A 25,552-nucleotide genomic window follows, 5' to 3' on the forward strand; every position below is an offset into this window, starting at 1 on the left:
AGACTATGTTGGATTCGAAACGGTCGTCAACAAGACAGGATAATTGCCATGGAGGTCGGGTCGTTCGCGGGCAAGGTCGTGGTCGTCACCGGCGGTGCGGGGGGCATCGGCCGCGCCGTGTGCGAGGGCTTCGCGGCGCAAGGTGCCTCGCTCGCCGTGCTCGATGTGCGCGGCACCGAGGAGGCGGCGGGCGAGGTCTCCCAGCGGTATGGCGTGGCCGCCCGGGGCTACGAGCTCGACGTGAGCGACCGCTCGGCGGTGGTGCGGGTGATGAACGCCGTCGTCGCGGACCTCGGCGGGCTGGACGTGCTGGTGACCCTGGCCGGCGGGTCGCTGGGCACCCCCAGGGGCCTGGCGGAGATCGAGGAGGAGCACGTCGACCTCGTCGTCGACGTCAACGTCAAGGGCACCTTCTACTGCGCGCAGGCGGCGCTGGCCAGGATGCCCGACGACGGCGTCGTCGTCACCGTCTCCTCGATCGGGGGGCGGCAGCCCTCGCCCGTGACCGGGGTCCCGTATGCCGCCTCGAAGGCCGCCGTGCTCGGCCTCACCCGGCGGCTGGCCCGGGAGGTGGGCGGCCGGGGACAGCGCGTGAACGCGGTCGCGCCGGGGCTGTTCCTGACCGGCCGGCTGCAGCAGATGTATGACGAGATGCCGGCCGCCGAGCGGGACGAGGTGCTGGGCGCCATCCCGCTGGGCCGCTTCCCCGAGCTGCGCGAGATCGTCGACCCGGTGCTCTTCCTGGCCGGGCCCGGCGCGTCCTACATCACCGGGGTCGTGCTCGACGTCAACGGCGGGCGGTTCATGCCGCTGTGAGCGGCGCGTAGGCTGAGGTGGTGCGTATCGATGTGTGGTCCGACCTGCTCTGCCCGTTCTGCCACCTGGGACGGCGTCATCTCGCGCTGGCCCTGGAGGAGTTCGAGCACGCCGACCAGATCCAGGTGATCTGGCACAGCTACCAGCTCGACCCGGAGGCGCCGGCCACGGCCCCGGGCAGCAACCTCGACCGCCTGGCGGAGAAGTACGGCGTCGACCGCGACCAGATGGTGGCCACCCAGGAGCAGCTCGCCGCCGACGCCGCGGAGGTGGGTCTGGACTACCGCTGGCAGGACACGGTCCCCGGCAACTCCTACGACGCGCACCGGATCATCCACTTCGCCCGCTTCCAGGGCCTGGAGGAGGCCGTCACCGGACGGATCATGCGGGCCTGGTTCACCGAGGGCCGCGCGATCGGCGACCAGAACGTGCTCATCGAGCTGGCCACGGAGGCGGGGCTGGACCCGCAGGACGTCCGCGGCGTGCTGGCCCAGGACTCCTTCGGCACCGAGGTGCGCGCCGACATCGACCTGGCCACCCGGATCGGGATCTCCGCCGTGCCGACCTTCGTGCTCGACCAGAAGTTCGGGGTCACCGGTGTGCAGCCGGTCGAGACGATGCTCGGCGCGCTGCGCTACGCCTGGGACGACCAGGGCAACACCGCCGGCGGCGGCTGCGGTGGCAACTGCGGCTGCGGCGGCGGGGCACCGGCGCCGCAGGTCGAGCAGGCCGCACCGGCTCCGCACGAGTCTGCCGGCGGCGGCATCTGCGGTTCGGGGGCGTGCGGCTGTGGCGGCGGAGCGCCCGCGGAGGCTGCCCGTGAGCCCGAGCCGGCCGCGGTGGGCGGCTGCGGCTCGGGGGCCTGCGGCTGCCGCTGAGCCCCTGCAGAGGCCGCTCGCGAGCCGGAGCCGGCAGGCGTGGGCGGCTGCGGCTCCGGGGCCTGCGGCTGCCGCTGAGCCCGGCCGGCCTCTGCGCGAGGAGGTCGACACCGAGCAGGGAGCTGGCTCTCGCCGCGGATGTCGCGCCTCGACAGGGCAGATGTCACTCCTTGACAAGGAAATGTTCGACGGACATGGATATATCCCCCGTCCACGGTGACTTTTCCCGTCCGAGGTGACTTTCGTCGTCCAGCCCGGGAGGTCGGCTGATGACGCGCCCGGCCAAGGGCACCCTTGCGCGAGACGCCCTCGACTTATAGCGTCACGGTCACGGCCGTCGCGGACGCGTATCACTGGCGCTACTCGTCGCGGCGGTCGCCGAGACCCCGCTCGTCTGTTGTGCCGCCCGGTCCGGCGAGAACGCCGCACGACACATACCCGTGCACGGGTCCAGCAGGGCGCTGGAGTGCACGATCAGCGCGGTTGCGCCGGACCGACGCCGACAGGGCAGCTCCTACCGATCTGCTCGGCTCTTCAACCGCTCGCGGACCCCGAGTGGCCAGGGTCCGGCGCCGCCCGCGGACCCGGCTGCGTCCGCCAGGGCCACTGCGTCCGCCGACTCCCCTGGACCGACGTTGACGCAGACCATCCGACCACGGGCTGCGGGGCCGCGCGGGCCGGCGACCTCGAAGGCGTAGGTCAGCGAGGACGTCCCGACCTTCTCGACCCACAACGTCGTGTCCACCTGCTCGCGGAACCACAGCCGGTCCAGGTAGTCCACCTCGTACCGGACCCGTGGGGCGGTGCCGAAGAGGTCCAGCAGGCCCAGTTCCTCGTGCAGCGCGTTCTCGGCGGCCTCGACCCACCGGATGACGGCCGAGTGGTGGTAGTGGCCGGCCGCATCCGTGTCCACCCAGTCGACGGTGCGGGTGACGCTGACCCGGGTCACGCGTCGACCGACCCCGTGGCGGCTGTCGCAGCCTCCTTGCGCAGCACGAACCGCTGCACCTTGCCGGTCGAGGTCCGCGGCAGCGCGTCGAGGAACTCGATCTGGCGGGGGTACTTGTACGGCGCGATGACGCCCTTCACGTGGTCCTGCAGCGTCTTGCGCAGCGTCGCCTCGCCGTCCTCACCACCCAGCTCGGTGCGGCCGCGGCGCGGCACGACGTAGGCCTTCACGACATACCCCCGCTCCTCGTCCGGCGCCGCGACCACGGCGCACTCCATCACCTCCGGGTGCGAGATCAGCGCCTCCTCGACCTCGGTGCCGGAGATGTTGTAGCCCGCGCTGATGATCATGTCGTCCGAGCGGGCCTGGTACCAGAAGTAGCCGTCCTCGTCGCGGATGAAGGTGTCGCCGGTGATGTTCCAGCCGTCCTGGACGTACACGGTCTGCCGCTCGTCGGCCAGGTAGCGGCAGCCGGTCGGCCCCTTGACCGCGAGCCGGCCGGCCACACCGTCGGGCGCGTCCCGGCCCGCCTTGTCGATGACCTTCGCCCGGTAGCCCGGCACCGGCTTCCCGGTCGAGCCGGGCCGGATGTCGTCGTCGGAGGAGCCGATGAAGATGTGCAGCATCTCGGTCGAGCCGATGCCGTCGATGAGCTTGAGCCCGGTGGCCTCGTGGAACTCCTCCCACGTCGCGCGGGGCAGGTGCTCCCCCGCCGAGACCGCGCGGCGCAGGCCCCTCAGCGCCGGCGCCCTCCCCTTGGCCAGCATCGCCTTGTATGCCGTGGGGGCGGTGAAGCAGACCGTCGCGCCGAGCTCCTCGATGAGGTCGGCCAGCTGCTCCGGGGTCGCCTTCTCGACCATGATCGTGCTGGCCCCCACCCGTAGCGGGAAGATGACGAGCCCGCCCAGGCCGAAGGTGAAGGCGATCGGCGGGGTGCCGATGAAGACGTCGTCCGGCGCCGGCCGGAGCACGTAGCGGGAGAAGGTGTCGGCGTTGGCCAGGATGTCGCGGTGGAAGTGCATGGTGGCCTTGGGCCGGCCCGTGGTGCCGGAGGTGAAGGCCAGCATCGAGACGTCGTCCGCGGCGGTCGGGACGTCCTCGAAGGTCGTCGGCTTGTCCCGCGCCAGGGCGAGGATGTCGTCCAGGCCCGCGGCACCCTGCTGCTCCTCGCCGCCCTGGGTCGCGCCGTACGTGAGCATCCGCAGCCCTGGGATCTGGGAGTTGAGCAGGTCGTCGGTGAACCGGTGGTCGCACACCGCCAGGTTGAAGTTGCCGATCTCGCAGATCGTCAACAGCTCCTTGGACCGCAGCATCGGCATCGTCGGGACGATCACCGCGCCGGCCTTGAGCGCGGCGATCCAGATCGCCACCAGCCACGGGTTGTTCGGCCCACGCAGCAGCACCCGGTTGCCGGGCACCAGACCCAGGTCGTCGACGAAGACGTGCGCGATCCGGTTGGCGTGCTCGCGCAGCTCGCCGTAGGTCCACCGGGTGCCGTCGGGCGCGAGGATGCACGGCCGGTCCGCGCCACCCTGGTCGATCACGTCGTCCAGCAGCACCGTGCCGACGTTGAGCTGCGCGGGGTACTGCACCTCGGGCACCTCGAAGATGAACTCCGGCCACAGGTCACGGGGTGGCAGGTTGTCGCGGCAGAAGGTGTCGACGTGCGCGCTCGGCGAGAGCGACAGGGGCGCGTCCGGCATCAGCAGACCTCTCTCTCGGCACCTTCGGCGACGGTGCCCGGTGCTCCCCAGTATGTTAGCTGCGTGACGACAGTCAAGGGCACGACATCATCTGCGCACGACTCCGGGCGCTCCGGGACCGGGGTCGACGCCGGTCTGCGCGCGCTCATCGTGACGATCTACGGCCTCTACGCCCGGGAGGTCGGGGGCTGGCTGAGCGTCAGCACCCTCATCCGGCTGATGGCCCGGCTGGACGTGGACGAGCCGGCGGTGCGCTCCTCGATCTCCCGGCTCAAGCGTCGCGGCATCCTGGAGCCGGAGCGGATCGACGGCCGGGCGGGCTACGCCCTGTCCGCCCAGGCCCGGGAGATCCTGGACGCCGGGGACCGGCGCATCTTCCGCCGCCGCAGGGGGACCGTCGACGAGGGCTGGGTCCTCGCCGTCTTCAGCGTGCCGGAGTCCGAGCGCCGCCGCCGGCACACCCTGCGCTCGCGCCTGGCCTGGCTCGGCTTCGGCTCCGTCGGCCCCGGCGTCTGGATCGCGCCGGCGCACCTCCACGACGAGGCGCGCGAGATGCTGCTGCGGGAGGACCTGGCGGAGTACGTCGACCTCTTCCAGGCCACCTACCTCGGCTTCTCCGCGGCCGCCGAGGAGGTGGCGCGCTGGTGGGACCTCGAGGGCCTGGGGGAGCTCTACGAGGAGTTCTGCGCCGAGCACGCACCGGTCCTGGCGAGCTGGCGCGCCCGGCGGGGCAAGGACGACCCGGGTATGGCGTTCGCCGACTACGTGCGGGTGCTCACCGCCTGGCGGCGCCTGCCCTACCTCGACCCTGGCCTGGCGCCCGAGCTGCTCCCGCGGGACTGGGCCGGGACCAGGGCCGCCGACCTCTTCTTCGCGCTGCAGCGCCGCCTCGAGGGCCCCTCGCACCGGTTCGTCGAGGAGGCCAGCTGAGGTCGTGTCGCCGGTCGGGGACAAAGCGTGTCGCCGGTCGGGGACACAGCGTGTCGCCGGTGGGGGACACACCGTGTCGCCGGTCGGGTCAGATGCCGAGCAGCTCCTCGGCGCGGGTGCGGTGGCGGCGGAACTCCTCGACGGGCACGTCCCACTGCACCGAGCCCTTCTGCATGACCACCACGTGGTCGGCCACGGACAGGGCCAGGCGCAGGTTCTGCTCGACGACGAGCACGGTCATCCCGGCGTCGCACACCTCGCGGACGACCTCGCCGACCTGCTGGACGATCGCGGGGGCGAGCCCGTCGGACGGCTCGTCGAGCAGCAGGATGGTCGGGTTGGTCAGCAGCGCCCGGGCGATCGCCAGCATCTGCTGCTCGCCGCCGGAGAGCTGGTTGCCGCCGTTGCGCAGCCGCTCGCCCAGCCGGGGCAGCAGCTCGACCACCCGCTCCCGGGTCCACGCGCCCTGCCGGCCCGACCGGTCGGCGATGTCCAGGTGCTCGGCCACGGTCAGGGGACCGAAGACGCGGCGTCCCTGCGGCACCAGACCGACGCCGAGCTTGGCGATCCGGTCCGGTCGCGCGCCGGCCACCTCGTGCCCGGCGACCGTCACCGAGCCCGCCATCGGCCGGACCAGGCCCATGATCGTGTTGACCAGCGTGGACTTGCCCACGCCGTTGCGGCCGAGGAGGGCCAGCACGCCGCCCTCGGGGATGGCGATGTCGACCCCGTGCAGCACCCGGGACCCGTCGTAGCCGGAGACCAGGCCGCGGGTCGCAAGAATGGGCGCGCTGGCCGTGTCGGGGGTGGCCGTGCTCATCCCGATCCCTCCTCGATGAACAGCTCCGAGGTGTCCTCGGCGCCCAGGTAGGCCTGCTGGACGGCGTCGCTGGCCCGGACCTCGTCCGGGTCCCCGGTCAGCAGGTGCTGGCCGAGGTGCAGGACGGTGACCCGGTCGGCGACGCCGAAGACGAGGTCGAGGTCGTGCTCGACGAGCAGGACGGTGACCTCGGCGGGCAGCCCCAGCACCAGGTCCTGGAAGGCCATCGTGTCGGCCGGGGACATCCCGGCGGCCGGCTCGTCCAGCAGCAGCACCGACGGCCGGGTCGCCAGCGCGACGGCGACCTCGAGCTGCCGCCGCTCCCCGTGGGACAGCGATGCTGCGGTCGCGCCGGACCGGTCCTGCAGGTTGAGCTGCTCGAGCACCTCGTCCGCCTCGGCGAGCAGGGCCCGGCGCCGGGTCACCGCGCGCCAGGGCTGCCCCTGCACACCGTGGCGGCGCTGCACGGCGATGAGGATGTTCTCCCGGGCGGTGGCCGAGAGGAAGAGCGAGGAGTGTTGGAAGGTGCGGACCAGGCCGCGGCGGGCACGGGCGTGCTCGGAGAGCCTGGTCACGTCGTCGCCGTGCAGGGTCACCGTCCCCGCGGTCGCCGGGAGCGCGCCGGCGACGAGCGCGAAGAGGGTCGACTTCCCCGCGCCGTTGGGACCGATGACGGCGTGCCGGGCACCGGGGGCGACGTCGAAGCTGACGTCCTTGACCGCAGACAGGCTGCCGAAGTCCTTGCCCAGGCCCTGCAGGCGCAGCGCGGGGGCGGGCGACCCGGAGGAGGTGGCGGGCGTGCTCGTCATACCTCGACCTCCCCCGCGGCGCCCTTGCGCAGCCGGCGCAGCCACCCGCCCCACTGTCTCGGACCTCCGGCGATCCCCTTCGGCAGCAGGTAGACGGCGAGGACGAACAGGATGCCCAGCAGCAGCGGGCCGCTCGCGAAGCCCATCTGGCCGAGGTAGTCGCGGGTGAAGATGACCACCATGGCGCCGAGGCAGGCGCCCCACATCGACCCGACGCCGCCGACGATGACGCAGAGCAGGGCCAGGGCGGCGACCTGGAAACCCATGTCGCCCGGGGCGACGAAACGCTGGGAGGAGGCCCACAGGGAGCCGGCCAGCGCGGCCAGGCCGCCGGCGATGACGTAGGCCGCGAGCGCGTAGCTGTCGGTGCGGTAGCCCACTGCCCGCAGCCGCGCCTCGTTGTCCCGCAGCCCGCGCAGGGTCAGCCCCAGCGGCGAGCGCAGCAGGATGGCCACGAGGACGTAGGCGATGAGCGCGACGGCGAGGACGTAGTAGTAGATGAAGCCCTGGTTGCGCAGGCCCTCTGCTCCGGGCACGGCCACGACGGGCGGGATGCCGGACAGGCCGTCGGTCCCGCGGGTGATCTCGTGCAGGCGGCCGGCGGCGCTGTAGGCGATCTCGCCGATGGCCAGGGTGATCATCAGGAAGGCGACACCGCGGGCGCGGATCGCGACCGGGCCGGTGAGCAGCGCGGCGACCACGCCGGCCACGACCGCGACCACGAGCTGGACGAGGCCCAGCTCGGAGACGTGGATCGCGGTCAGGGCGCCGGCGTACGCCCCGACGCCGAAGTAGGCCGCCTGGCCCAGGGTGGGCAGGCCGGCGATGCCGGTCAGCAGGTTCACGCTCATGGCCAGCACGGCGAAGATGAGGATCTTGGTGAACGTCATCACCGCATACGTGCCGAGCACCCACGGGATGGCGAGCAGGGCGAGCACGACCACCCCGACGACGAGGCTCTGGCGGACGTCCGGCCGTCGGCGGCGGGCCGGCTCGACCGCCCGGGTGTCGGGGGTATGCCGCACGTCGCGCGCGGGCTGGGCGGTGCTCATGCGGTCTTCCCCGTCGCGAACAGCCCCTGGGGGCGGAGAGCCAGGACGAAGAGCATCGCCCCGAAGAGCAGGAAGGGGGCGTAGTCCGTGAACAGGGCGACCCCGAGCGTCTGGACCTGGCCGATCAGCAGCGCGCCGAGAAGCGCCCCCCGGACCGACCCCAGCCCGCCGATGACCACGACGACCAGGGAGAGCACCAGGACCCTCTGGTCCACGTGCGGACCAGGCGCCAGGATCGGGGCGCCGAGGACCCCGCCGACGGTGGCCAGCACGGCACCGAAGGCGAAGACGCCGAAGAGGATTTTGCGGGTGTCGACCCCCATGGCCCGCACCATGTCCCGGTCGGCGACGGTCGCCCGGACCAGGGCACCTACGGAGGTCCGCTCGAAGGCCAGGTAGACGAGCGCGGCGAGCAGGCCGGCCACGCCGATGAAGACCAGCCGGTAGAGGGGGTAGGTGTAGCCCAGGACGGTGATCGAGCCGGCCAGCGCCGTCGGAGGAGCTGTCGAGAGCGTCTCGGCCGGGAAGAACATGAGGAAGATCTCCGCGGCGATGAACGAGATGCCCAGCGTCAGCGCCGCCTGGTCAAGGTGCCCGCGTCCCTGCAGCGGCGCGACCGCAGCTGCGAGCAGGCCACCGCCCAGGACGCCGACCAGCAGGCCCACCACCAGGGCGATGAGCAGGCCCGTCCAGCTGCCGTCGGACAGCGCGTAGGCGGTGTAGGCGCCAGCCAGGTAGAGCGTGCCGTGCGCGAGGTTGAGCACGTCCATCATCCCGAAGACCAGGGAGAGGCCCACGGCCAGCGTGAACAGCAGCAGGCCGTAGGCCACCCCGTCCACCATGCTGACGAGGTTCTGGTCGAACCAGCCGATCACGGTGCGGGCGGTCGCAGGTGGTGCGGCACGTGGTCGGGCCGGTGGTGGACGGCGTGCCGGGTGCGGGCCTCAGCCACCCAGCTCACCCAGCTCCTCGATCACGACGTTGACCAGTTCGCCGTCGACCTCCTGCACCTCGCGCAGGTACCACTTCTGGATCGGGGTGCCGTTGTCGTTGAACCGCCAGGTGCCGCGCGGCGACTCGATCTCGCCCAGGCCGCCGATGGCCTCGTTGATGGCCTGCGGGTCGGCTCCCCCGGCCTCGGCGATCGCGAGGTCCAGCACCCGGGCGGCGTCGTAGGAGGCCGCGGCATAGGTGGTGGGCTTGCGGCCGGTCTTCTCCTCGTAGTCGGCGACGAACTGGGCGTTGAGCTCGTTCTCCAGGTCGTAGTTGTAGTTCATCGCGGTGAAGGTGCCCAGCGCGGAGTCGCCCTGGCCGTCCAGCACGCCACCCTCGGTGAGGAAGCCCGCGGAGTAGTGGGTGATCTCGTCCTTGAGGCCGAACTGCTCGTACTGCTTGACGAACTCCACCGCGGCACCGCCGGCGTAGAAGGTGAACATCGCCTCGGCACCCGAGGAGCGGGCGTTGGCCAGGAACGGCTGGAAGTTGGTCGTGCTCGGGAACGGCGTGTAGACCTCGTCGGCGATCTCGCCGCCGGCGGGCTCGAAGGTGCTCTTGAAGCCGGTCACCTCGTCGATGCCCGCCTGGTAGTCGGCCGCCAGGAAGTACACGCTGCCCTCGACGTTCTCGGCGACGTAGGCACCGAGCGCCTCCCCCGGCTCGTCGTTGACGTAGGAGGTGCGCCAGATGTACTCGGCGCCGGTGAGGGTGGTGGGGGAGGCGTTGGACCCGACCAGCGGGATCTCCTCGCTCTCGAAGAGGTCGACGATGCCGTTCATCACCGCGGAGTTCACCACGCCGGTGACGACGTGCACCTCGTCCTGCTGGACGAGGCGGTCGGCCGCGGCGCGTCCACTGTCGGCGGTCTCCCCCTCGTCGGCGAGGACGACGTCCACGTCCTGACCGCCGAGCTGGTTGTCGTGCTGCTCGAGGTAGACCTCGAAGCCGGCCTTCATGTCGTCGCCCAGGCTGGTGTAGACACCCGACTGCGGCACGAGCAGGCCGACCTTCACGGGGCCTTCGTCGTCACCGCCGCCGCCACCCAGGGTGCCGCCTCCGCAGGCGCCGAGCGCGAGCGAGCCGCTCGCCACGAGGGCGAGCAGGTGTGTCTTCCGTCGTGCGGTCGTCCGTGCGGTCATCGCTGGAAACCCTTCCTCGGGTGCACCCGGCTCCGTCGCCGGGACGTGGTGATGGCATGCACCATATGTCGCTTCTGTATCGCTCGTCTACGGAACGCAATAAAATCGTGACCTGCAGGATCAGCCGTCCGAGCCCTCCCGGGCCTCGATCACGGCCATCCCCTGCACCTCGACGAGCGCCTCGACGTCCCACAGCCTGGCCACGCCGATCCCGGCCGTGGCCGGGTAGTGGCTGCCGAGGAGCTTCTTCCAGACGCGGCCGATCTCGCGGCCGTGGGCCTTGTAGTCGTCGATGTCGACCAGGTAGATCGTCAGGGTGGCCAGGTCGGTGGGCTCTCCGCCGGCCGCGCGCAGCGAGACCAGCAGGTTGGACAGCGCCTGCTCGAACTGCTCCACCACGGTGTCGCCGACGATGACCCCGTCGGGGTTGAGCGCCGTCTGCCCGGCCAGGAAGACCGTCCTGCCGGTGCCGACGACCGCGTGGCTGAAGCCCTTGGGCTGGCCCAGCTCGGGCGGGTTGACAAGTTCGATCATGACTGGAGCGCTCCTCCGTCGACGTTGATCCCCTGACCGCTCATGCCGCCGTTGCGCAGGCAGGTCAGCACCGCCTCGACGACCTCGTCGACGGTGATGAGCCGGTGGAGGGGGGACTTGGCCTCCAGCGCGGCGAGCGCCTGCTCCGGGGTGCGCCCGGTCTTGTCCACGATGCCCCGCACGGTCTGCGCGGTCATCGGCGTGTCCACGTAGCCGGGGCACACGGCGTTGACGGTGACGCCCGTCCTGGCCAGCTCGGCCGCCGCGGACCGCACCAGCCCCAGGACCCCGTGCTTGCTGGCGGTGTAGGCGGAGATGTAGGGCTCGCCCACCTTGGCCGCCACCGAGGCGACGACGACGATCCTGCCGTGCCCGGCCTGCTTCATCGCCGGGATGGTGCGTCGGAGCAGGCGGAACGGGGCGGTGAGGTTGAGGTCGAGCATCTGCTGCCACTGCTCGTCGGTGGTCCGGTCCACCGACGCGGAGACGCCCGCTCCGGCGTTGGCGACGACGACCTGCGGCGCGGCCCACTCCTGCTCGAGCTGGTCGACCACCCCCTCGATCGCCCCAGGTGCGGTCAGGTCCGCGGGGAGCACGAGCGTGGGGCCGGTGCACCGGCCTGCGGTCTCCTCCAGCTGGTCGCGGCTGCGGGAGGTGAGGGCGACGGCATACCCCTCGTCGCTGAGCGCCGAGGCGATCCCTGCACCGATCCCGCGACCCGCCCCGGTGACCAGGGCGACGGGTTGCTCCAGATGTCTCGACACGCTGCGACCTTGCCACTTTCCGTGACGACCGTCAAGATGGCGACATACCGATAGGCGCAGCGACGAGGAGCACACGATGATCAGGCCCGAGGACTTCACCGACGTCACCTACGAGGTGGAGGAGAGCTGGGCGGTGGTCACCATCAACCGTCCGGAGCGCTACAACTCCTTCCGCGGCCGCACGGTCGACGAGCTGATCGCCGCGTTCAAGCACGCGTGGGCCGACTCCCGGGTGGCCTGCGTGATCCTCACCGGGGCGGGGGAGAAGGCGTTCTGCGCCGGCGGTGACGTCAAGGAGCGGGCCGAGACCGGCAGCTACGGCGAGACGGAGTCCGGGCTGTTCGAGATCCAGCAGCTGCACCAGACCATCCGGGACATCCCCAAGCCGGTCATCGCGGCCGTCAACGGCGTCGCGGTCGGCGGCGGGCACGTGCTGCACGTGCTGTGCGACCTGTCCGTGGCCAGCAGCACCGCGCGGTTCGGGCAGAGCGGCCCGCGGGTGGGGTCCTTCGACGCGGGCTTCGGCTCGGCCTACCTCGCGCGGGTGGTCGGTGAGAAGCGGGCGCGGCAGATCTGGTTCCTGCTCGACCTCTACGACGCCGAGACCGCCGAGCGATGGGGCCTGGTCAACGACGTGGTCGCGCCGGAGCAGCTGATGGACAAGGCGCGCGAGTATGCCGCGAAGATCTCCTCCTACTCCCCCACCGCGCTGCGCTTCCTCAAGCACAGCTTCAACGCCGACTCCGACCACATGCAGGGCCTGGGCAACATCGCCTTCGCGGGGCTGGACCTCTTCGTGCAGACCGAGGAGGCGAAGGAGGGTGCCAACGCCTTCGCCGAGAAGCGGACGCCGGACTTCGGCCCCTGGCGCTGAGCCCTCCCGGAGGTAGGCCCGGTCGGGACTTCCGCTGCAGGTCGCGCGGTCCCAGGACGCGAGAGATGATGCCGGGATGACCACGACTCGAGAGTCACTGGAGAGCGCCTCCGAGGCGCGTGGCCTGGCGGAGCTGGTGCTCGTGCGGCACGGCGAGAGCCTGGGCAACCTGGCCGACCGGGCGGCGCTGGACGCCGGCGAGGCCTACCTCGACATCGACGTCCGGGACGCCGACGTCGAGCTGTCGGAGACCGGCGTGGAGCAGGCCGAGGCGGTGCGCGACTACCTGCGCAGCCTCCCGGCCGACCGGCAGCCGACCGCGGTGCTCAGCTCTCCATACCGTCGGGCCCGGCAGACGGCCGAGACCGCCGTCGAGGGGTTGGACGTGCCCTTCGTCGTGGACGAGCGGGTCCGCGAGCGGGACCTCGGCGTCTTCGACGGCATGACCTGGATCGGCATCGAGCAGGAGCATGCGGAGGAGTCCCGTCGGCGTCAGCGCGTCGGCAAGTTCTACTACCGGCCGCCCGGTGGCGAGAGCTGGGTCGACGTGGTCCAGCGCGTGCGGCAGGTTCTGCTCGAGCTGCAGGAGAGGTATGCCGGGGAGCGGCTGTGGGCCTTCTCCCACCAGGCCACGATCATGTGCTTCCGGGTGGCCGTGGAGGGTCTGGGAGAGGCGGAGGTGCTCGCGGCCGACAAGGAGACCCCGCTGGCGAACTGCTCGATGACCGTCTACCGCGCCGGCGACGAAGGACTGGAGCTGGTCACCTACGGGGACACCACCGCCGTGGACCGGGCCGGCGAGGACGTGACCCACGAGCCCTCGCACGGGGGCGGGGACCAGGGACAGGGCCGATGAGCCGGCCCGCGCCAGAGGTCGTCACCCCGCACCTGCTGCGGGGGTGGCCGCTGCCCGAGCTGAAGGCCGACAAGGAGTCCCGGGGCCGGGTCCTGATCGTCGGCGGCAGTCGCTTCAACCCGGGCGGTGCCCTGCTCGCGGCTGAGGCCGCCCTGCGCGTGGGCGTGGGCAAGGTCCAGGTCGTGACCACCGAGTCCACCGCCACGGCCCTGGCGGTGGCCATGCCCGAGACGATGGTTCGAGGGGTCTCCGAGGACAGCAGCGGGCAGCTGACCCTGGAAGCTGCGGACGTCGCCGTCGAGCTGGCGCAGCAGTGCGAGGCGGTGCTCATCGGGCCTGGCCTCGGCGATCCGGAGAAGGCGCGCGCACTGACCGCCCGGATCCTGTCCGGCCTGCAGACGAGCGTCGTGCTCGACGCCTTGGCGCTGGTCGCCGTCACCGAGGACCCGTCCTGCCTGGAGCACCTCCAGGGCCGGGCGGTCATCACCCCCAATCTGACCGAGCTCGCCCGCACCCTGGGCTGGGACGACGCCAAGGTCGAGGACGACCCGCGCGAGGCCTCGCTCCGCCTCGCCGCCCGCACCGGCGTCTGCGTCTCCTCCGGCGGCTCCGTGACCTGGACGGCGCATCCCGACGGGCGGTCGTGGGCCGGGGCGGTCGGCGGACCAGGACTCGGCACCTCCGGTTCGGGCGACGTCAAGGCGGGCGCGGTCACCGGGCTCTTGGGTCGGGGGGCCGATCCCTGCCAGGCCGCGGTATGGGGCAGCCACCTGCACGGCAGCGCCGGCGACCGACTCACGGCCGAGCTGGGACCCGCGGGATTCCTGGCCCGGGAGCTCGCCCTGCAGATCCCGCAGGTCCTCGCCGAGCTGGACACCTGAGCACTGGCCCCCGGCGCTGGAGATTCCAGCGCTGACTCTTCCGAATGCGGGCGCCCCTCCATGCACAGCCCTCTCCTCCCATGATGGGTTATCCACAGATCAGGGTCGAACAGGTGATCGTGTCGGTGGTGGCGCATAGCATGTGTGTATGAGGTGAACAGCAGGTCGTTCACCGGGGAGGAGGGGAGCGCCATGAGCACTTCAGCGCCACAGATGGAGCCGGAGCCTGAGACTAGCGGCCCGGCCGGACAGTCCGGACACGTCGAAGAGCCGGCCCCGTTCAGGGACGGGCAGCTGGCACGGCAGTCGGCTGGGCAAGGGGATGAGGGGCGGTCGTGCGCCCCGTCCTTGCGGGTGGCGCGACTCCTGTCGGTCACGGAGTCCGGGTTGGCTGCCCGGCTGATCGAGACTGCTCGCGCGGTGGTGTTCGCCTGCGGCGACGAGGCGCTGGTCCTCAAGGGCTTCACCTCGGTGGCGGAGCTCACCCCGGCGCAGGTGCGCAAGTGGCGGGCGGAGGCCAAGGCCGACGCGGTCGCCGAGCTGCAGGTCTGCACCGGTCGCGGCGCCGAGGAGTGCCGCCACCTGGTCGCGCTGGCCTGCGCCCCGGCCCAGGTGCGCGCCCTGGTCATCGGCGCCCTGGACAGTGGCGTCGCCTCCTGGCGTCAGGTGCAGGCGTTCTGGCGCCGCTGCGCCCGCCTGGACACGGAGGGCGCCGTCGCCGTCGCGGAAGCGATGTTCGGCGAGGACCCCTCGTTAATGGCGAAGGAACGCCTCGACCCCGACGGTGAACCCACCACGGAGCCGTGGCAGCACCAGCGGTACTCCGCGGCCCTAGAACGTGAGGCCACCGCCGTCGAAGGTGTCGACGTGGAAGCCGAACGGGCCCGCCGCCGAGCGGCCTACGCCGCCCGCCGCGTGAGCATGACCGCAGACGAGGACGGGACCGGCACGATCACCATCAGCAGCGACCTGATCCGCGTCTGCGGTGCCTACGCCCGCCTGGACCGCGCAGCCCGCCTCATGCGCAAGGCCGGCGACGAGCGGTCCCTGGACCAGCTGCGCTCCGACATCGCCACCATCCTGCTCGTCCACGGACACGTCCCGCTCCCCGACGACCACCCGCACACGACGGCTTCGACACCGGAGAACGGCGAGGAGCCAGACCGTGACGTGCTTCTGGACGACCTGTGGTCCCCGGCCCACGAGGAGCAGCTGGCGCAGGTCCTGTCCGGCATGCCCACCATCACCCTGCAGGTCATCACCCCCTGGGACAGCCTCACCGGCACGGCAGCGTGCCGACGCTGCGGCCACGGCCACGATCTCGACCTCAACGGTCAGGCATCGACACCACCCCCGCCCGAGGTGCAGGAGAGCAGTGTGCCCGTAGCCGGCCCGGGCACGGTCAAGACGGACATCATGGGCGGGCGTTCTCGCGTGGTGCGTGGCCAGGTGGGGCACATCCTGGGCGCGCACGGTCGTCCCGGGGCGTTCATCACCCCCGGCCAGGTGCGCGAACTGGCGCTGACGCCCGGCACGACGCTGCACCGGCTGCTCACCGATCCCGCCGACGGACGCCTCATCGAACGCACCATCAAGGCCTACCGGCCCGATGCGGAGATGCGACGGCAAGTCATCGCCGCCGACGTGCTCGCCCGCGTGCCCTGGTCCACCCACCCCGCCAGCGTCTGCGAGCTGGACCACGTCGTCCCCTGGACAGGTGAGGAGGGTGGCGGCCCGACCACGGAGACGAACCTGGCCGCGCTCCCGATCCGTCCGCACCAGGCCAAGACCAACCGCAAGCACGCCGCGATCATCAACGACCGCCGTGACCTGACCTGGACCACCCTGCTCGCCCAGTCGACCCCCACCCGGGTGCACGACTACACCCAGTACCTCAGCCAGGTGCGCGCCAGCCTTGACGAGGAGGAGTTCCCCGCCACCATGGTCGCTGGCGACATCGCCTACGCCGCCCGCGGCGCCTACCGCGAAGGCGCCCACCTCACGATCGCCCGCCGCGAGCAGGCCCGCGCCGACCAGCACGGCCACCCCGTGCCGGACTGGGCCACGCTGCGCTCGGTCCCCGACCCGGCCAAGCCCTCGCGAGACCTGCCCGCGGCCTTGCTCGACACCACCGACCCTCAGGCCCGGGAAGCCCTGCGCGACCTGGCCAGCCAGGCCCTCTACGCCGCCCTGGCCACCCGCGGCCCAGAGGCGACCCTGCAAGACCTCGACGACCTGCCGGGAGCCACCGAGCACGGCGGTGACACCGGCGGCTGGATGTTCGTCACCCACCGTCGGGACGGCATCCGCCGCCCTGGTCCCGCCCCCGAGCACCCCACCCCCGAGCAGCTGCTCGACACCGACCCCAGCTACTACCACCGCCGACCTCTCACGCGGCACGGCAGGCCAGGGGCAGGCATGCCCCAGGACCGGCCGTGGGCCAGCGACGGGGACTACGGGCCGCCACCCTTCTGAGGCCTCAGCCCCTGAGCTCGGGAAAGTCGGAGTCGCGGTACTCGTGCTCCAGACCGACCAGTCCGGTCGTCCCCGGAGTCACCGCCTCGGCCGCGATCTCCTCCTCACGGACCCGCAGTTCCACCCGGCGGATCTTGCCGGAGATGGTCTTGGGCAGCTCGTAGAACTCCAGCCTGCGCACGCGCTGCCACGGGGCCAGGTGCTCCCGGGCGTGCTTGAGGATCGAGAAGGCGGTCTCCCGGGTCGGCTCGTGTCCCGGCGCCAGGGCCACGTAGGCCTTGGGCACGGCGAGGCGCACCTCGTCCGGCGCGGGCACCACCGCGGCCTCGGCGACGGCCGGGTGCTCGATCAGCACCGACTCGAGCTCGAAGGGGCTGATCTTGTAGTCGCTGGCCTTGAAGACGTCGTCGGTGCGGCCGACGTAGGTGATCATCCCGCTCGCGTCCCGCGAGGCGACGTCACCGGTGTGGTAGACGCCCCAAGCCATCGCCTCCTCGTTGCGCTCGTCGTCACCCTGGTAGCCGGTCATCAGCCCGACGGGACGCGCCGCGAGGTCCAGGCACAGCTCGCCCTCGCCGGGGCCGTTAATCACCTCGCCGGAGGCGACGTCGACGAGAACGACCGGCACACCGGGCAGTGGCTTGCCCATCGACCCCGGCCGCACCTGCTCACCGGGGCAGTTGCCGACCTGCGCGGTGGTCTCGGTCTGCCCGTAGCCGTCCCGCAGGGTCAGCCCCCAGTGCGTGCGCACCTGGCTGATGACCTCGGGGTTCAGCGGCTCGCCCGCACCGATGATCTCCCGCAGCGCCCCCGGACCGCCGGACAGGTCTGCGTTGATGAGCATGCGCCATACCGTGGGCGGCGCGCAGAAGGTGGTGACGCGGTAGGAGCGCAGCACCTTCAGCAGGGCCGCGGCGTCGAACCGGCTGTAGTTGTAGACCATCACCGTCGCCTCGGCGATCCACGGCGCGAAGAACAACGACCACGCGTGCTTGGCCCAGCCCGGCGAGGAGATGTTCAGGTGCACGTCGCCGGGCCGCACGCCGAGCCAGTACATGGTCGACAGGTGCCCGACGGGGTAGGAGACCTGCGTGTGCTCGACCAGCTTGGGCCGGCTGGTGGTGCCGGAGGTGAAGTAGAGCAGCAGCCGGTCCGAGGCCGCCGTCCCGGGATGCTCGACCGGCGCCGCCGGGGTCTGGTATGCCGTGCGCAGGTCGGTCCATCCGTCCGCCTCGCCCACGCTCACCCGCAGGTAGTCGCCGGGGACGTCGGCGAAGGTGCCGGTGTCGGCGCTGTTGGCGATCACCATCCGAGCCGCTCCCCGGGCGATACGGTCACGCAGGTCGGCCGGCCCGACCGCGGTGGTGGTCGGCATGATCACGGCGCCGACCTTCATGATGCCGAGCATGGTCTCCCACAGCTCGACCTGGTTGCCGAGCATGACGATCACGCTGTCGCCCTTGCCGATGCCCTGACGCGTCAGGAACCTCGCCAGCTGGTCCGACCGCCTCGCGATCTGGTCGAAGGTCAGGGTCTGGTCGCCGCCGTCCTCCTCGACGACGATCAGTGCGGGCGAGTCGTTGCCCCGCGCGATCGCGTCGAACCAGTCGACGGCCCAGTTGAACCGCTCCCCCACGTCGGGGAAGCGGAACTGCGCCCGGGCCCGTTCGGGGTGCCCCTGGAGCTCGAGCAGCTGGTCACGGGCGGCACGGTATGCCGTGGTGGCGTCAGAGGTGGCGTCGGGGCTGGACGTCGTCGTCATGCCTCATGTCTACACCGGAGCCGGCGTGGACGACGGTGCCCCGCCGACCGGGTGGTCGACGGGGCACCGTGTGTGGGGATCAGCCGCGGCTAGCCGGGGCTGGTTGGGGTCAGTCGCGTTCCAGGAGGTCCTCCAGCTCCTCGATCACCTTGTTCGAGACCGCGGTGGTGCCACCGAGCACGACGACCTTCTGCGGCCACAACCGCTGCAGCGCACCCTCGATCGCGCCCGGCAGACCACCCTGACGGGTGATCAGCAACGGCTCGTGGTCACCACCAGCCTTCGCGCCACCAGCCAACGCGTCCGGCCAGTTCTGACCCGAAGCCACGTAGACCGTCTCCGCGGAAGCGACCTCAGCGAACAAGCGGGCCGAGGTGACCCACCGGTTCAGGCCACCAGTACGCGTGGTCGGAGCCCACTGACGCAGCTCGTTGACCACGCCCTGGTCCACCGCACCCTCACCACCGAGCACCGTGATCTGGCTCGGCTCCAACGCATCCAGCGCCGCAGCCGTCGCCGACGGGATCTCCGTACGCCGCACCAGCAGCACCGGAGAGTCCAGCGCACCAGCACGAGCCGCCGCGGACAACGCGTCCGGGTAGTCCACACCAGTAGCCACGAACACCCGCTGCCCCTGGCCACCGAACTCCGCCGCCACCGCCGCAGCAGTGCCGTACCGGTTCGTACCCGACACCCGCTCCACCGGCGCACCGGTCAACGCACCAGCCTCAGCCAGCACCGCGTCCTTCACCGCGCCGTCACCACCCAGGACCACGACCCGCTCCGGCGCCAGACGCACCAGCTCAGCCTTGGTCGAGTTCGGCAACGCACCCGGACGGGTCAGCAGCACCGGAGCCTCCACCGACCCGGCCAGAGCCGAACCAGTCAACGCGTCCGGGTAGTCCTGCCCGGTGGCCAGGAACACCACCTCAGCACCCGACTCGTACGTGCCCGACACCGCCGCAGCCGTGCCGTACCGGTTCGTGCCAGACCACCGCTGCACCTCGAACGGGGCCTCGGCCTCCTCCGCCACGACCAGCGTGACCGAGATCGCCTCCAGCTCCTGACCGGTGTCCGTGGTCACCTCCACCTGGGTGGTGTAGGTACCCGCGTCCAGACCAGCAGCGTCCGTGGTGAACGCGACGTCGACCGAGTCATCGGCCTCCACCGTGAACTCCTCGGGGTCCACGCTCAGCCAGTCCACGTCCTCGGACAGGCTCACCTCCGCGTCAGCCTCACCCGTGTTGGAGAAGGTGACGTCGGTCGAGTCAGAGCCACCGAACTCCACGGTGTGCTCCACCGAGGTCGGGTCGACCTCGATCACACCCACCGGCGGCACCTGCTCGTCGGAGACGATCAGCGTGACCTCGATCGCGTCCAGCTCCTGACCGGTGTCCGTGGTCACCTCCACCTGGGTGGTGTAGGTGCCCGCGTCCAGACCAGCAGCGTCCGTGGTGAACGCGACGTCGACCGAGTCATCGGCCTCCACCGTGAACTCCTCGGGGTCCACGCTCAGCCAGTCCACGTCCTCGGACAGGCTCACCTCCGCGTCAGCCTCACCCGTGTTGGAGAAGGTGACGTCGGTCGAGTCAGAGCCACCGAACTCCACGGTGTGCTCCACCGAGGTCGGGTCGACCTCGATCACACCCACCGGCGGCTCCTCCTCGGTGACGGTCATGGTCACCGGGATGTCGTCGACGGACTGCGGGGTGTTGCTGCGCACCCGGATGGCTGCGGAGTAGGTGCCCAGGTCCAGACCGGTGGAGTCGGTGGCGACCGTCACCTCGACGGACTCACCCGCTTCCACCGTGAAGGTCTGGGGGTCCAGCTCCAGCCACTCGACGTCCGTCGTCGTGACGCAGTCGTCCCAGCCGGGCAGGTGCTCGGCGGCCGCGACGGGGTTGAACCCGCCGATGGAGCCACCGACCTTGACGATCCCGCACGAGATGTCACCGCGGTAGACCGGCGTGGTAGCCGGAGCCAGCGTCGTCCACTGGTCGCCGTCGAAGGCGTAGGTGGCGTTGCTGACCGCACCGGCACCAGCACCCTGGACACCGCCCTGGACCACGAGCTGGCTGTTGGCCGTCGCGGCACCAGCGGCCCAGTGGGGGGTCGGGGCGTCCGCCACCGACTCCCACGCGTCCGCCCCTGCGTCGTAGACGTAGGTCGAGGCGATGCCACCGGAACCGGGGTTGCCCCCGGAGCAGACCAGCTCACCGTCGACCGCGCCGCAGGTGGGGAACGCGGCCGCCGTCGGGTAGTTGGCGAGGGTCTCCCAGGTGTCCGAGGCCACGTCGTAGGCCATGGCGTTGTTGCTCATCGGGGTGCACTCGTTGGTGGAGCAACCACCGATGACGTACATGATCCCGTCGATCACCGCGGTCCCGGACGCCGAGACGCCGGTCGGGGCCGAGGCCGCCTGGGTCCAGCTGTCCGCACCCGCGTCGTAGACGTAGGTGTCGGTGGTGGTGGCGCTGGCCACCCAGCCGCCGCTGACGACGATCTCGCCAGCGACCGCCTCGGCGTTCACCGCAGACGCCGCCTGCGGCATCGGCGCGACGGCCTGCCAGGTCTGCGTCTCGGCGTCGAGCCGGTTCACGTCGGCGAAGGCCGCCGTCCCGGTCGTGCCGCCCAGGACGTAGTGGTCACCGTCCACGTTGACCACGCGGTTGTCCATCGTGATGCGCGGGTAGTCCGGCAGGGACTCCCAGGTGTCGCTCGGCGCGAAGTCACCCTCGGCGGAGGTGCCCACCTCTGCCTCGTCGTCCGCGAAGGCGGCGAAGCTGGTCGGCACGTCCAGGGTGGTCGGCTCGACGTCGACGCCCGCACCGGCCGGTGCGGTGAAGCCACCATCGCGCTCCAGCAGCTCGACCTCGACGGCGCTCGTGCCGTCGTTGGTGAAGGTCAGGCTGTGCTCGACGACCTCGTCCTGGTCCTGCGTGGACTCGATCTCGCCGGGCTCGACGACCACCAGACCGGAGCCCAGGGAGAAGTCGGCGCGGACGACGTCGCCGTCCACCACCGTCACCTCCTGGGTCGTGGTCTCGTAGTTGGTCGCGGAGGCCTGGAGGGTGTTCTCACCCGGGGTGTCGGAGAAGATCCAGTAGAAGCCGTCGGCGAGGTTCTCGTCGGCCGGCGTCGCGGTGGTGACCGCGGTCTGGTCCTCGTCGTCGAGGTTGGTCACCGTGGCGCCCACGATGCCCTGGTCCGCGGTGTCGTGGACGTTGCCCACGACGTAGCCGCCCTCACCTGCGGGCACGCAGGAGCGCTCGCCGACGAAGACGTCGTCGATCTGCCACCACCAGCCCCAGGTCCCTTCGTAGTTGAAGCCGATGCGGACATCGCTCTCACCTGCCGCCATCGGCAGCGGGACCAGCTCCTCGCGCGGTCCCCGACGCGACTCGGTCCACTCCTCGACGTCCTCCCAGGTCTCGCCGCCGTCCAGGCTGACCCGGACGGTCGCGGAGTCGTTGGTGAACCGGTAGTAGTCGGACTTGAACCCGACCGCCGGGGTCTCGTCGCCGGACATGTCGACCGACGGGGTCACCAGCGTGGTGTTCTGGGTCTGGCCGCTGCCGTAGTCGTCGGAGTTGACCACCGCGAAGCCGCCCTCGCCACCGGTCTGGTTGCCCCGGTCGCCCGGGTCGTCGAAGCGCCACACCTGGTCGTTGCCCTGGTGGTCGACGACGTCCCAGCCCTCGGGAGCGGTCTCCTCGTCGAAGGTCTCCCAGAGGCCTTCGGTGGTGACGTGGTAGCCGGGGGCGTTGCAGGTGATCGCGTCGACCTCCACGGCGAAGTTCTCCGTCGCGTCACCGCTGACCGTCACCTCGCGCGAGGGCGTGGTGTACCCGGGGTACTGCACCTGCACGCTGAGCGTGTAGGTGGAACCCGAGGGGATGTTCAGCGAGTACGCACCGGTCTCCGGGTCGGAGTAGGTGGCCTCGGGCGTGCCGTCCACCGCGATCCGTGCGTACAGCGGGAAGCCGTAGCCGGAACCGTCGGTGATGACGCCGTCGATGGTGGCGGCGTCGGCGGTCTCGAGCGCCACGTTGACCGTGGTGGTCTCCTCAGCCTCGATCGTCACCGTCTGCGTGTGCGTCTCGTAGCCGAAGGCGCTGACCGTGACGTCGTAGTCACCGGCGACGAGCATGGTGTTGAACACGCCCTCGCTGTTGGTGGTCAGGGTGCGCTCCATCGGGCCCACCACCTGCACCGAGGCGCTCGCGATCGCGGAGTCGTCGTCGGCGTCGGTGACCACACCGGTCAGCGTGCCGGCGTCGTCGATGGGAGCTTCGTCCACCAGGGCAGCGGCGTCGAGCCGGCCCTCACCGAAGACGTTGTTGTTCTCCGGGGTACCGCCGCACTGGTCGTCCGCCGTGTCGATGGCGGTGCCGTCGAGCAGGTTGCGGGTCCCCTCGACGTCACCGAGCAGGATCGGCGAGGCCGACCAGGCCAGCGCGACCGCGCCCGCGACGTGCGGGGAGGCCATCGAGGTGCCGTTGTAGCTGGCGTAGGCGTTGCCGGGCACAGAGGAGCGGACCGCCGTGCCGGGGGCCGAGATGTCCGGCTTGATCTCGCCGTTCTCACCAGGTCCGCGGCTCGAGCCGGGAGCGATGACATGGCTGCTGGTGTAGTTGCCCACGGAGTAGGAGATCGCCAGGCTGCCGGGGGCACCGGAGGTGTTGCAGCCGGGCCCGTTGTTGCCGTTGGCGAAGACACCGAACTGGCCGGCGGCGGCCCAGGCCTCGATGACGTCCGACATGAACGGGTCGTTGGAGGGCACCGTGGTGCCCCACGAGTTGTTGATGATGTGCGGACGCTTGCTGACGTCGGGGTTCTCCCCGTTCAGGTCCGTCGGCTCCAGCATCCACTGGCCCGAGGACATCAGCGCCTCGTCGGAGGGGCAGCAGCCGTTCGCGGCGATCCACTTCGCCCCCGGCGCCACGCCGATCTGGTTGTCGCCACCGTCGTCGCCGACCATGGTGCCGGTGACGTGGGTGCCGTGCCCGTTGAAGTCGGCAGGCTCGTCGGGCGAGGTGCCGGACGCGTCGAACCAGCTGTAGTTGTGGTCGACCTCACCGTCGCCCAGGTTGCCGCGGTACTGCTGGATCAGCGCCGGGTGGTCCCACTGGGCGCCGGTGTCGATGGAGGCGACGACGATGTCCTGACCCTCGACGCCGTCGGCCCAGACCTCGGGTGCGTTGACGTCGTCGACTCCCCACTCGACCGCGTTCGGCGCCTTCTCCGGCACCGTCGGCACGATCTCGGGGATCTCGATCTGCATCGTGGGGTAGATGCCCTCGACCCCCGCGGCGAGGGACATGGAGGTGACCAGGTCGGCGTCTGCGCCGCTGACCCGGACCGAGTTGGTGGCCCAGAAGGCCTGGTAGTCCACGTCCTGCTTGTCCAGGCTGGCCCGCAGCCCGCCCTGGCTGGACTCCGCGGCCGCCTGGAGGGCGTCCACCACTGCCTGGCCGCGCTCGTTCCAGTCGGAGATTGCCGCGAACTGCGACATGTCCGGCCGCTCGGCGAACCGGACCCAGACGTCCGCCCGTCCCTCGGCCTGCAGCTCGGCGCTCACATCAGCATCGATGGAGGCTCCCGAACCATTCCCCTCAGGGGTGGGTGATGCCGCAGCCGGCAACCCCGCCAATCCTGAGGTCACCAGCGACGCGGAGGCCAGAAGAGCCCACCACCGCCGTCGACCCGAATGTTCCATGAACAGTCCTCTCCGTTGAGAAAGGGCAGCCGACACGCCACCCAGACTGTTTGACCATAGGGACAGCCACCAGCCCGCTCAATGGCCGAACATGCACGAAACGTGCACAATCTGGGCAGTTCATGTACAAGACGTCGATTGGGCCGGTTGACCGTCCGCTCAGGGCCGGCAGGCGTGACGTTCCAGGGCGGCGAGCCCCGCGAGGTCGCCCTCACCCAGCTCGCTCTGCCCATGGTGCTGGGCCGCCATCAGCTGTCCTGACTCCTCCGTGTGCCCCAGCCCGAGGACGTGCAGCAGCTCGTGCACCAGCACGGCCTCCTCGTCCATGCCGCGGAACCAGCCTCGGGGCAGGTCGGTGTCGATGACGACGGTCCCGGTCACCGACCGGGCTCCCCGCGGACCGGTGAGGTATGAGGCGCCGCCGAGGCCGGCGACCGGGCCGGCCAGGTCGGGCACCTCCTCCTCGTCGGCCCAGCCGAGCAGCACCGGCCCGGCGCCGCGGTCGAGGAAGGTCCGGTCGTCGGTCTCCCCCACCACCTCGAAGGTGAAGCTGCTGGCCTCGTTGACGGTGGCCAGGGCCGAGTCGACCAGCTCGGCATACCCCTCGGGAGCGCCCTGCGGGTTGACCTCCACCTCGATGACCGCCTCGCAGGTCCAGGTGACCGGCGCTCCGCCAGGGGTGGTGGCCAGGTAGGAGTAGCCCTCGCCGCCGGAGCCGGGCACGCCGTCGAGCCGGTCGTGGGTCAGCACCGTGCGGCGGACGTCACCGAAGTCGACGACGGGTGAGACGGCGATGACCCCGGTGATCACCATGGCGAGGATGACCATGGTCGCGAGCACGCCCGCCCACCCTGATCTCGCTCGCCCGGCCACGGGTCCAGTCTCCTCGACGGTCAGGCCTGTCCGGCCCCGGTCACTGGCCGAGGTCGGCCAGCATCGTCTCGAAGTCGGTGACCTCAGGGTCCACGGTCGTGCCGGAGCGGCGCTGCGGGGTGGCGTGCGGGACGAAGCCGGCGACCGATCCGCTCTCGGCCACGACCAGGTTGGCCAGCTCGGTGGCGGCCCGGGCGACGCGCCTGCCCAGCTGGTCGCTCTCGCCCCCGCCGAAGTCCTCGGTGGCGGCGAACACCCCGGTCGGCACCACGACCGCGCGCAGGTAGGTGAACACCGGACGCAGGGCGTGGTCGAGGACCAGCGAGTGGCGTGCGCTGCCGGCGGTCGCGGCGATGACCACGGGCATCCCGGTGAGGGAGTCGGGGTCCAGGACGTCGAGGAACATCTTGAACAGCCCGGAGTAGCTGGCGGTGAAGACGGGGGTGACCGCGATCAGGCCGTCAGCGGCCGAGACCGCGTCCCGGGCGCGCGCGACGGCGGGGGTCGGCATACCTCCGGTGGTCATGGTGGTGGCGAGGTCCTGCGCCAGCTCCCGGAGCTCGATGACCTCCACCTCGGCGGCCTCACCGCGCGCGGACACCTGGGAGGTGACCGCGTCGGCGATCCGGTCGGCGAGCAGCCGGGTGGAGCTGGGCTGGGACAGGCCTGCGGTGATGACGACGATCTTGCGGCTCATGGGTCCTTTCCGGGTCTGCTGGTCG

Annotated in this window: 20 protein-coding genes; 7 read left to right on the plus strand and 13 right to left on the minus strand. The window is 71.2% G+C overall.

Annotated features, from left to right (window positions below; translation table 11 throughout):
• The first annotated feature begins 48 nt into the window (after positions 1 to 48).
• Both ESZ52_RS18185 and ESZ52_RS18190 read left to right on the plus strand, forming a co-directional pair.
• Positions 49 to 816, plus strand: coding sequence for an SDR family NAD(P)-dependent oxidoreductase (locus ESZ52_RS18185; protein ID WP_131106174.1), 768 nt, complete (start codon positions 49 to 51; stop codon positions 814 to 816).
• 20 nt (positions 817 to 836) lie between these two features.
• Positions 837 to 1,694, plus strand: coding sequence for a DsbA family oxidoreductase (locus ESZ52_RS18190; RefSeq protein WP_131106175.1), 858 nt, complete (start codon positions 837 to 839; stop codon positions 1,692 to 1,694).
• 514 nt (positions 1,695 to 2,208) lie between these two features.
• Here ESZ52_RS18190 and ESZ52_RS18195 read toward each other — a convergent pair.
• Together ESZ52_RS18195 and ESZ52_RS18200 are read right to left on the minus strand one after the other, a co-directional pair.
• Entirely contained in the window at positions 2,209 to 2,643 is a 435-nt protein-coding gene (locus tag ESZ52_RS18195; RefSeq protein WP_131106176.1) for an acyl-CoA thioesterase, read from the minus strand.
• Positions 2,640 to 4,346: an AMP-binding protein gene (locus tag ESZ52_RS18200; RefSeq protein ID WP_181009849.1), complete on the minus strand. Its 1,707-nt coding sequence runs from the start codon at positions 4,344 to 4,346 to the stop codon at positions 2,640 to 2,642. The genes ESZ52_RS18195 and ESZ52_RS18200 overlap by 4 nt, the downstream gene beginning before the upstream one ends.
• A 63-nt stretch (positions 4,347 to 4,409) precedes the next feature.
• On the opposite strand from ESZ52_RS18200, the gene ESZ52_RS18205 reads away from it, so the two are divergent.
• The gene (locus ESZ52_RS18205; RefSeq protein ID WP_238154377.1) at positions 4,410 to 5,276 is read left to right on the plus strand and encodes a PaaX family transcriptional regulator; all 867 of its coding nucleotides are present in this window, start codon (positions 4,410 to 4,412) and stop codon (positions 5,274 to 5,276) included.
• Positions 5,277 to 5,364: 88 nt separating this feature from the next.
• On the opposite strand, the gene ESZ52_RS18210 is transcribed toward ESZ52_RS18205, so the two are convergent.
• The 7 genes from ESZ52_RS18210 to ESZ52_RS18240 all read right to left on the minus strand — a co-directional run bounded on the left by ESZ52_RS18210 (position 5,365) and on the right by ESZ52_RS18240 (position 11,390).
• Positions 5,365 to 6,096: an ABC transporter ATP-binding protein gene (locus ESZ52_RS18210; protein WP_131106177.1), complete on the minus strand. Its 732-nt coding sequence runs from the start codon at positions 6,094 to 6,096 to the stop codon at positions 5,365 to 5,367.
• Positions 6,093 to 6,905 carry an ABC transporter ATP-binding protein gene (locus ESZ52_RS18215; RefSeq protein WP_131106178.1) on the minus strand — a complete coding sequence of 271 codons (813 nt, stop codon included), beginning with the start codon at positions 6,903 to 6,905 and terminating at the stop codon, positions 6,093 to 6,095. Before ESZ52_RS18215 ends, ESZ52_RS18210 begins: the two co-directional genes overlap by 4 nt.
• Positions 6,902 to 7,957, minus strand: a complete 1,056-nt coding sequence (locus tag ESZ52_RS18220; RefSeq protein ID WP_131106179.1) for a branched-chain amino acid ABC transporter permease — start codon at positions 7,955 to 7,957, stop codon at positions 6,902 to 6,904. The genes ESZ52_RS18215 and ESZ52_RS18220 overlap by 4 nt, the downstream gene beginning before the upstream one ends.
• On the minus strand, positions 7,954 to 8,832 hold the full coding sequence (locus tag ESZ52_RS18225; RefSeq protein WP_202865377.1) for a branched-chain amino acid ABC transporter permease: 879 nt from the start codon (positions 8,830 to 8,832) through the stop codon (positions 7,954 to 7,956). Before ESZ52_RS18225 ends, ESZ52_RS18220 begins: the two co-directional genes overlap by 4 nt.
• A gap of 69 nt (positions 8,833 to 8,901) precedes the next feature.
• Entirely contained in the window at positions 8,902 to 10,092 is a 1,191-nt protein-coding gene (locus ESZ52_RS18230) for an ABC transporter substrate-binding protein (RefSeq protein WP_131106180.1), read from the minus strand.
• A gap of 120 nt (positions 10,093 to 10,212) precedes the next feature.
• The gene (locus tag ESZ52_RS18235; RefSeq protein ID WP_131106181.1) at positions 10,213 to 10,626 is read right to left on the minus strand and encodes a RidA family protein; all 414 of its coding nucleotides are present in this window, start codon (positions 10,624 to 10,626) and stop codon (positions 10,213 to 10,215) included.
• Positions 10,623 to 11,390: an SDR family NAD(P)-dependent oxidoreductase gene (locus ESZ52_RS18240; RefSeq protein ID WP_202865378.1), complete on the minus strand. Its 768-nt coding sequence runs from the start codon at positions 11,388 to 11,390 to the stop codon at positions 10,623 to 10,625. The genes ESZ52_RS18235 and ESZ52_RS18240 overlap by 4 nt, the downstream gene beginning before the upstream one ends.
• Before the next feature lie 76 nt (positions 11,391 to 11,466).
• Here ESZ52_RS18240 and ESZ52_RS18245 point away from each other — a divergent pair, with 76 nt between their 5' ends.
• The 4 genes from ESZ52_RS18245 (at position 11,467) to ESZ52_RS18260 (ending at position 16,476) form a co-directional block, all read left to right on the plus strand.
• A complete protein-coding gene (locus tag ESZ52_RS18245; protein ID WP_131106182.1) occupies positions 11,467 to 12,264 on the plus strand; it encodes an enoyl-CoA hydratase-related protein in 798 nt (265 codons plus the stop codon).
• Between the two features lie 76 nt (positions 12,265 to 12,340).
• Positions 12,341 to 13,120 (plus strand): histidine phosphatase family protein, encoded by a 780-nt coding sequence (locus ESZ52_RS18250; RefSeq protein ID WP_131106183.1) that lies wholly within the window; start codon positions 12,341 to 12,343, stop codon positions 13,118 to 13,120.
• A complete protein-coding gene (locus ESZ52_RS18255) occupies positions 13,117 to 14,001 on the plus strand; it encodes an NAD(P)H-hydrate dehydratase (RefSeq protein ID WP_131106184.1) in 885 nt (294 codons plus the stop codon). Before ESZ52_RS18250 ends, ESZ52_RS18255 begins: the two co-directional genes overlap by 4 nt.
• A gap of 354 nt (positions 14,002 to 14,355) precedes the next feature.
• Positions 14,356 to 16,476, plus strand: a complete 2,121-nt coding sequence (locus ESZ52_RS18260; RefSeq protein WP_131106185.1) for an HNH endonuclease signature motif containing protein — start codon at positions 14,356 to 14,358, stop codon at positions 16,474 to 16,476.
• A 4-nt stretch (positions 16,477 to 16,480) separates the two neighbouring features.
• On the opposite strand, the gene ESZ52_RS18265 is transcribed toward ESZ52_RS18260, so the two are convergent.
• From ESZ52_RS18265 to ESZ52_RS18280, 4 genes are all read right to left on the minus strand, one after another.
• The gene (locus ESZ52_RS18265) at positions 16,481 to 18,238 is read right to left on the minus strand and encodes an AMP-binding protein (protein WP_131106186.1); all 1,758 of its coding nucleotides are present in this window, start codon (positions 18,236 to 18,238) and stop codon (positions 16,481 to 16,483) included.
• Between the two features lie 109 nt (positions 18,239 to 18,347).
• Complete coding sequence (locus tag ESZ52_RS18270; RefSeq protein WP_238154378.1) at positions 18,348 to 23,819, minus strand: S8 family serine peptidase; 5,472 nt, start codon at positions 23,817 to 23,819, stop codon at positions 18,348 to 18,350.
• 297 nt (positions 23,820 to 24,116) lie between these two features.
• A complete protein-coding gene (locus ESZ52_RS18275; protein ID WP_131106188.1) occupies positions 24,117 to 24,797 on the minus strand; it encodes a matrixin family metalloprotease in 681 nt (226 codons plus the stop codon).
• A 73-nt stretch (positions 24,798 to 24,870) separates the two neighbouring features.
• Positions 24,871 to 25,527, minus strand: a complete 657-nt coding sequence (locus ESZ52_RS18280) for an FMN reductase (protein ID WP_131106189.1) — start codon at positions 25,525 to 25,527, stop codon at positions 24,871 to 24,873.
• Between the last annotated feature and the right edge of the window lie 25 nt (positions 25,528 to 25,552).

It is taken from the genome of Ornithinimicrobium sufpigmenti, from assembly GCF_004322775.1.
Classification (GTDB): Bacteria; Actinomycetota; Actinomycetes; order Actinomycetales; family Dermatophilaceae; genus Ornithinicoccus; species Ornithinicoccus sufpigmenti.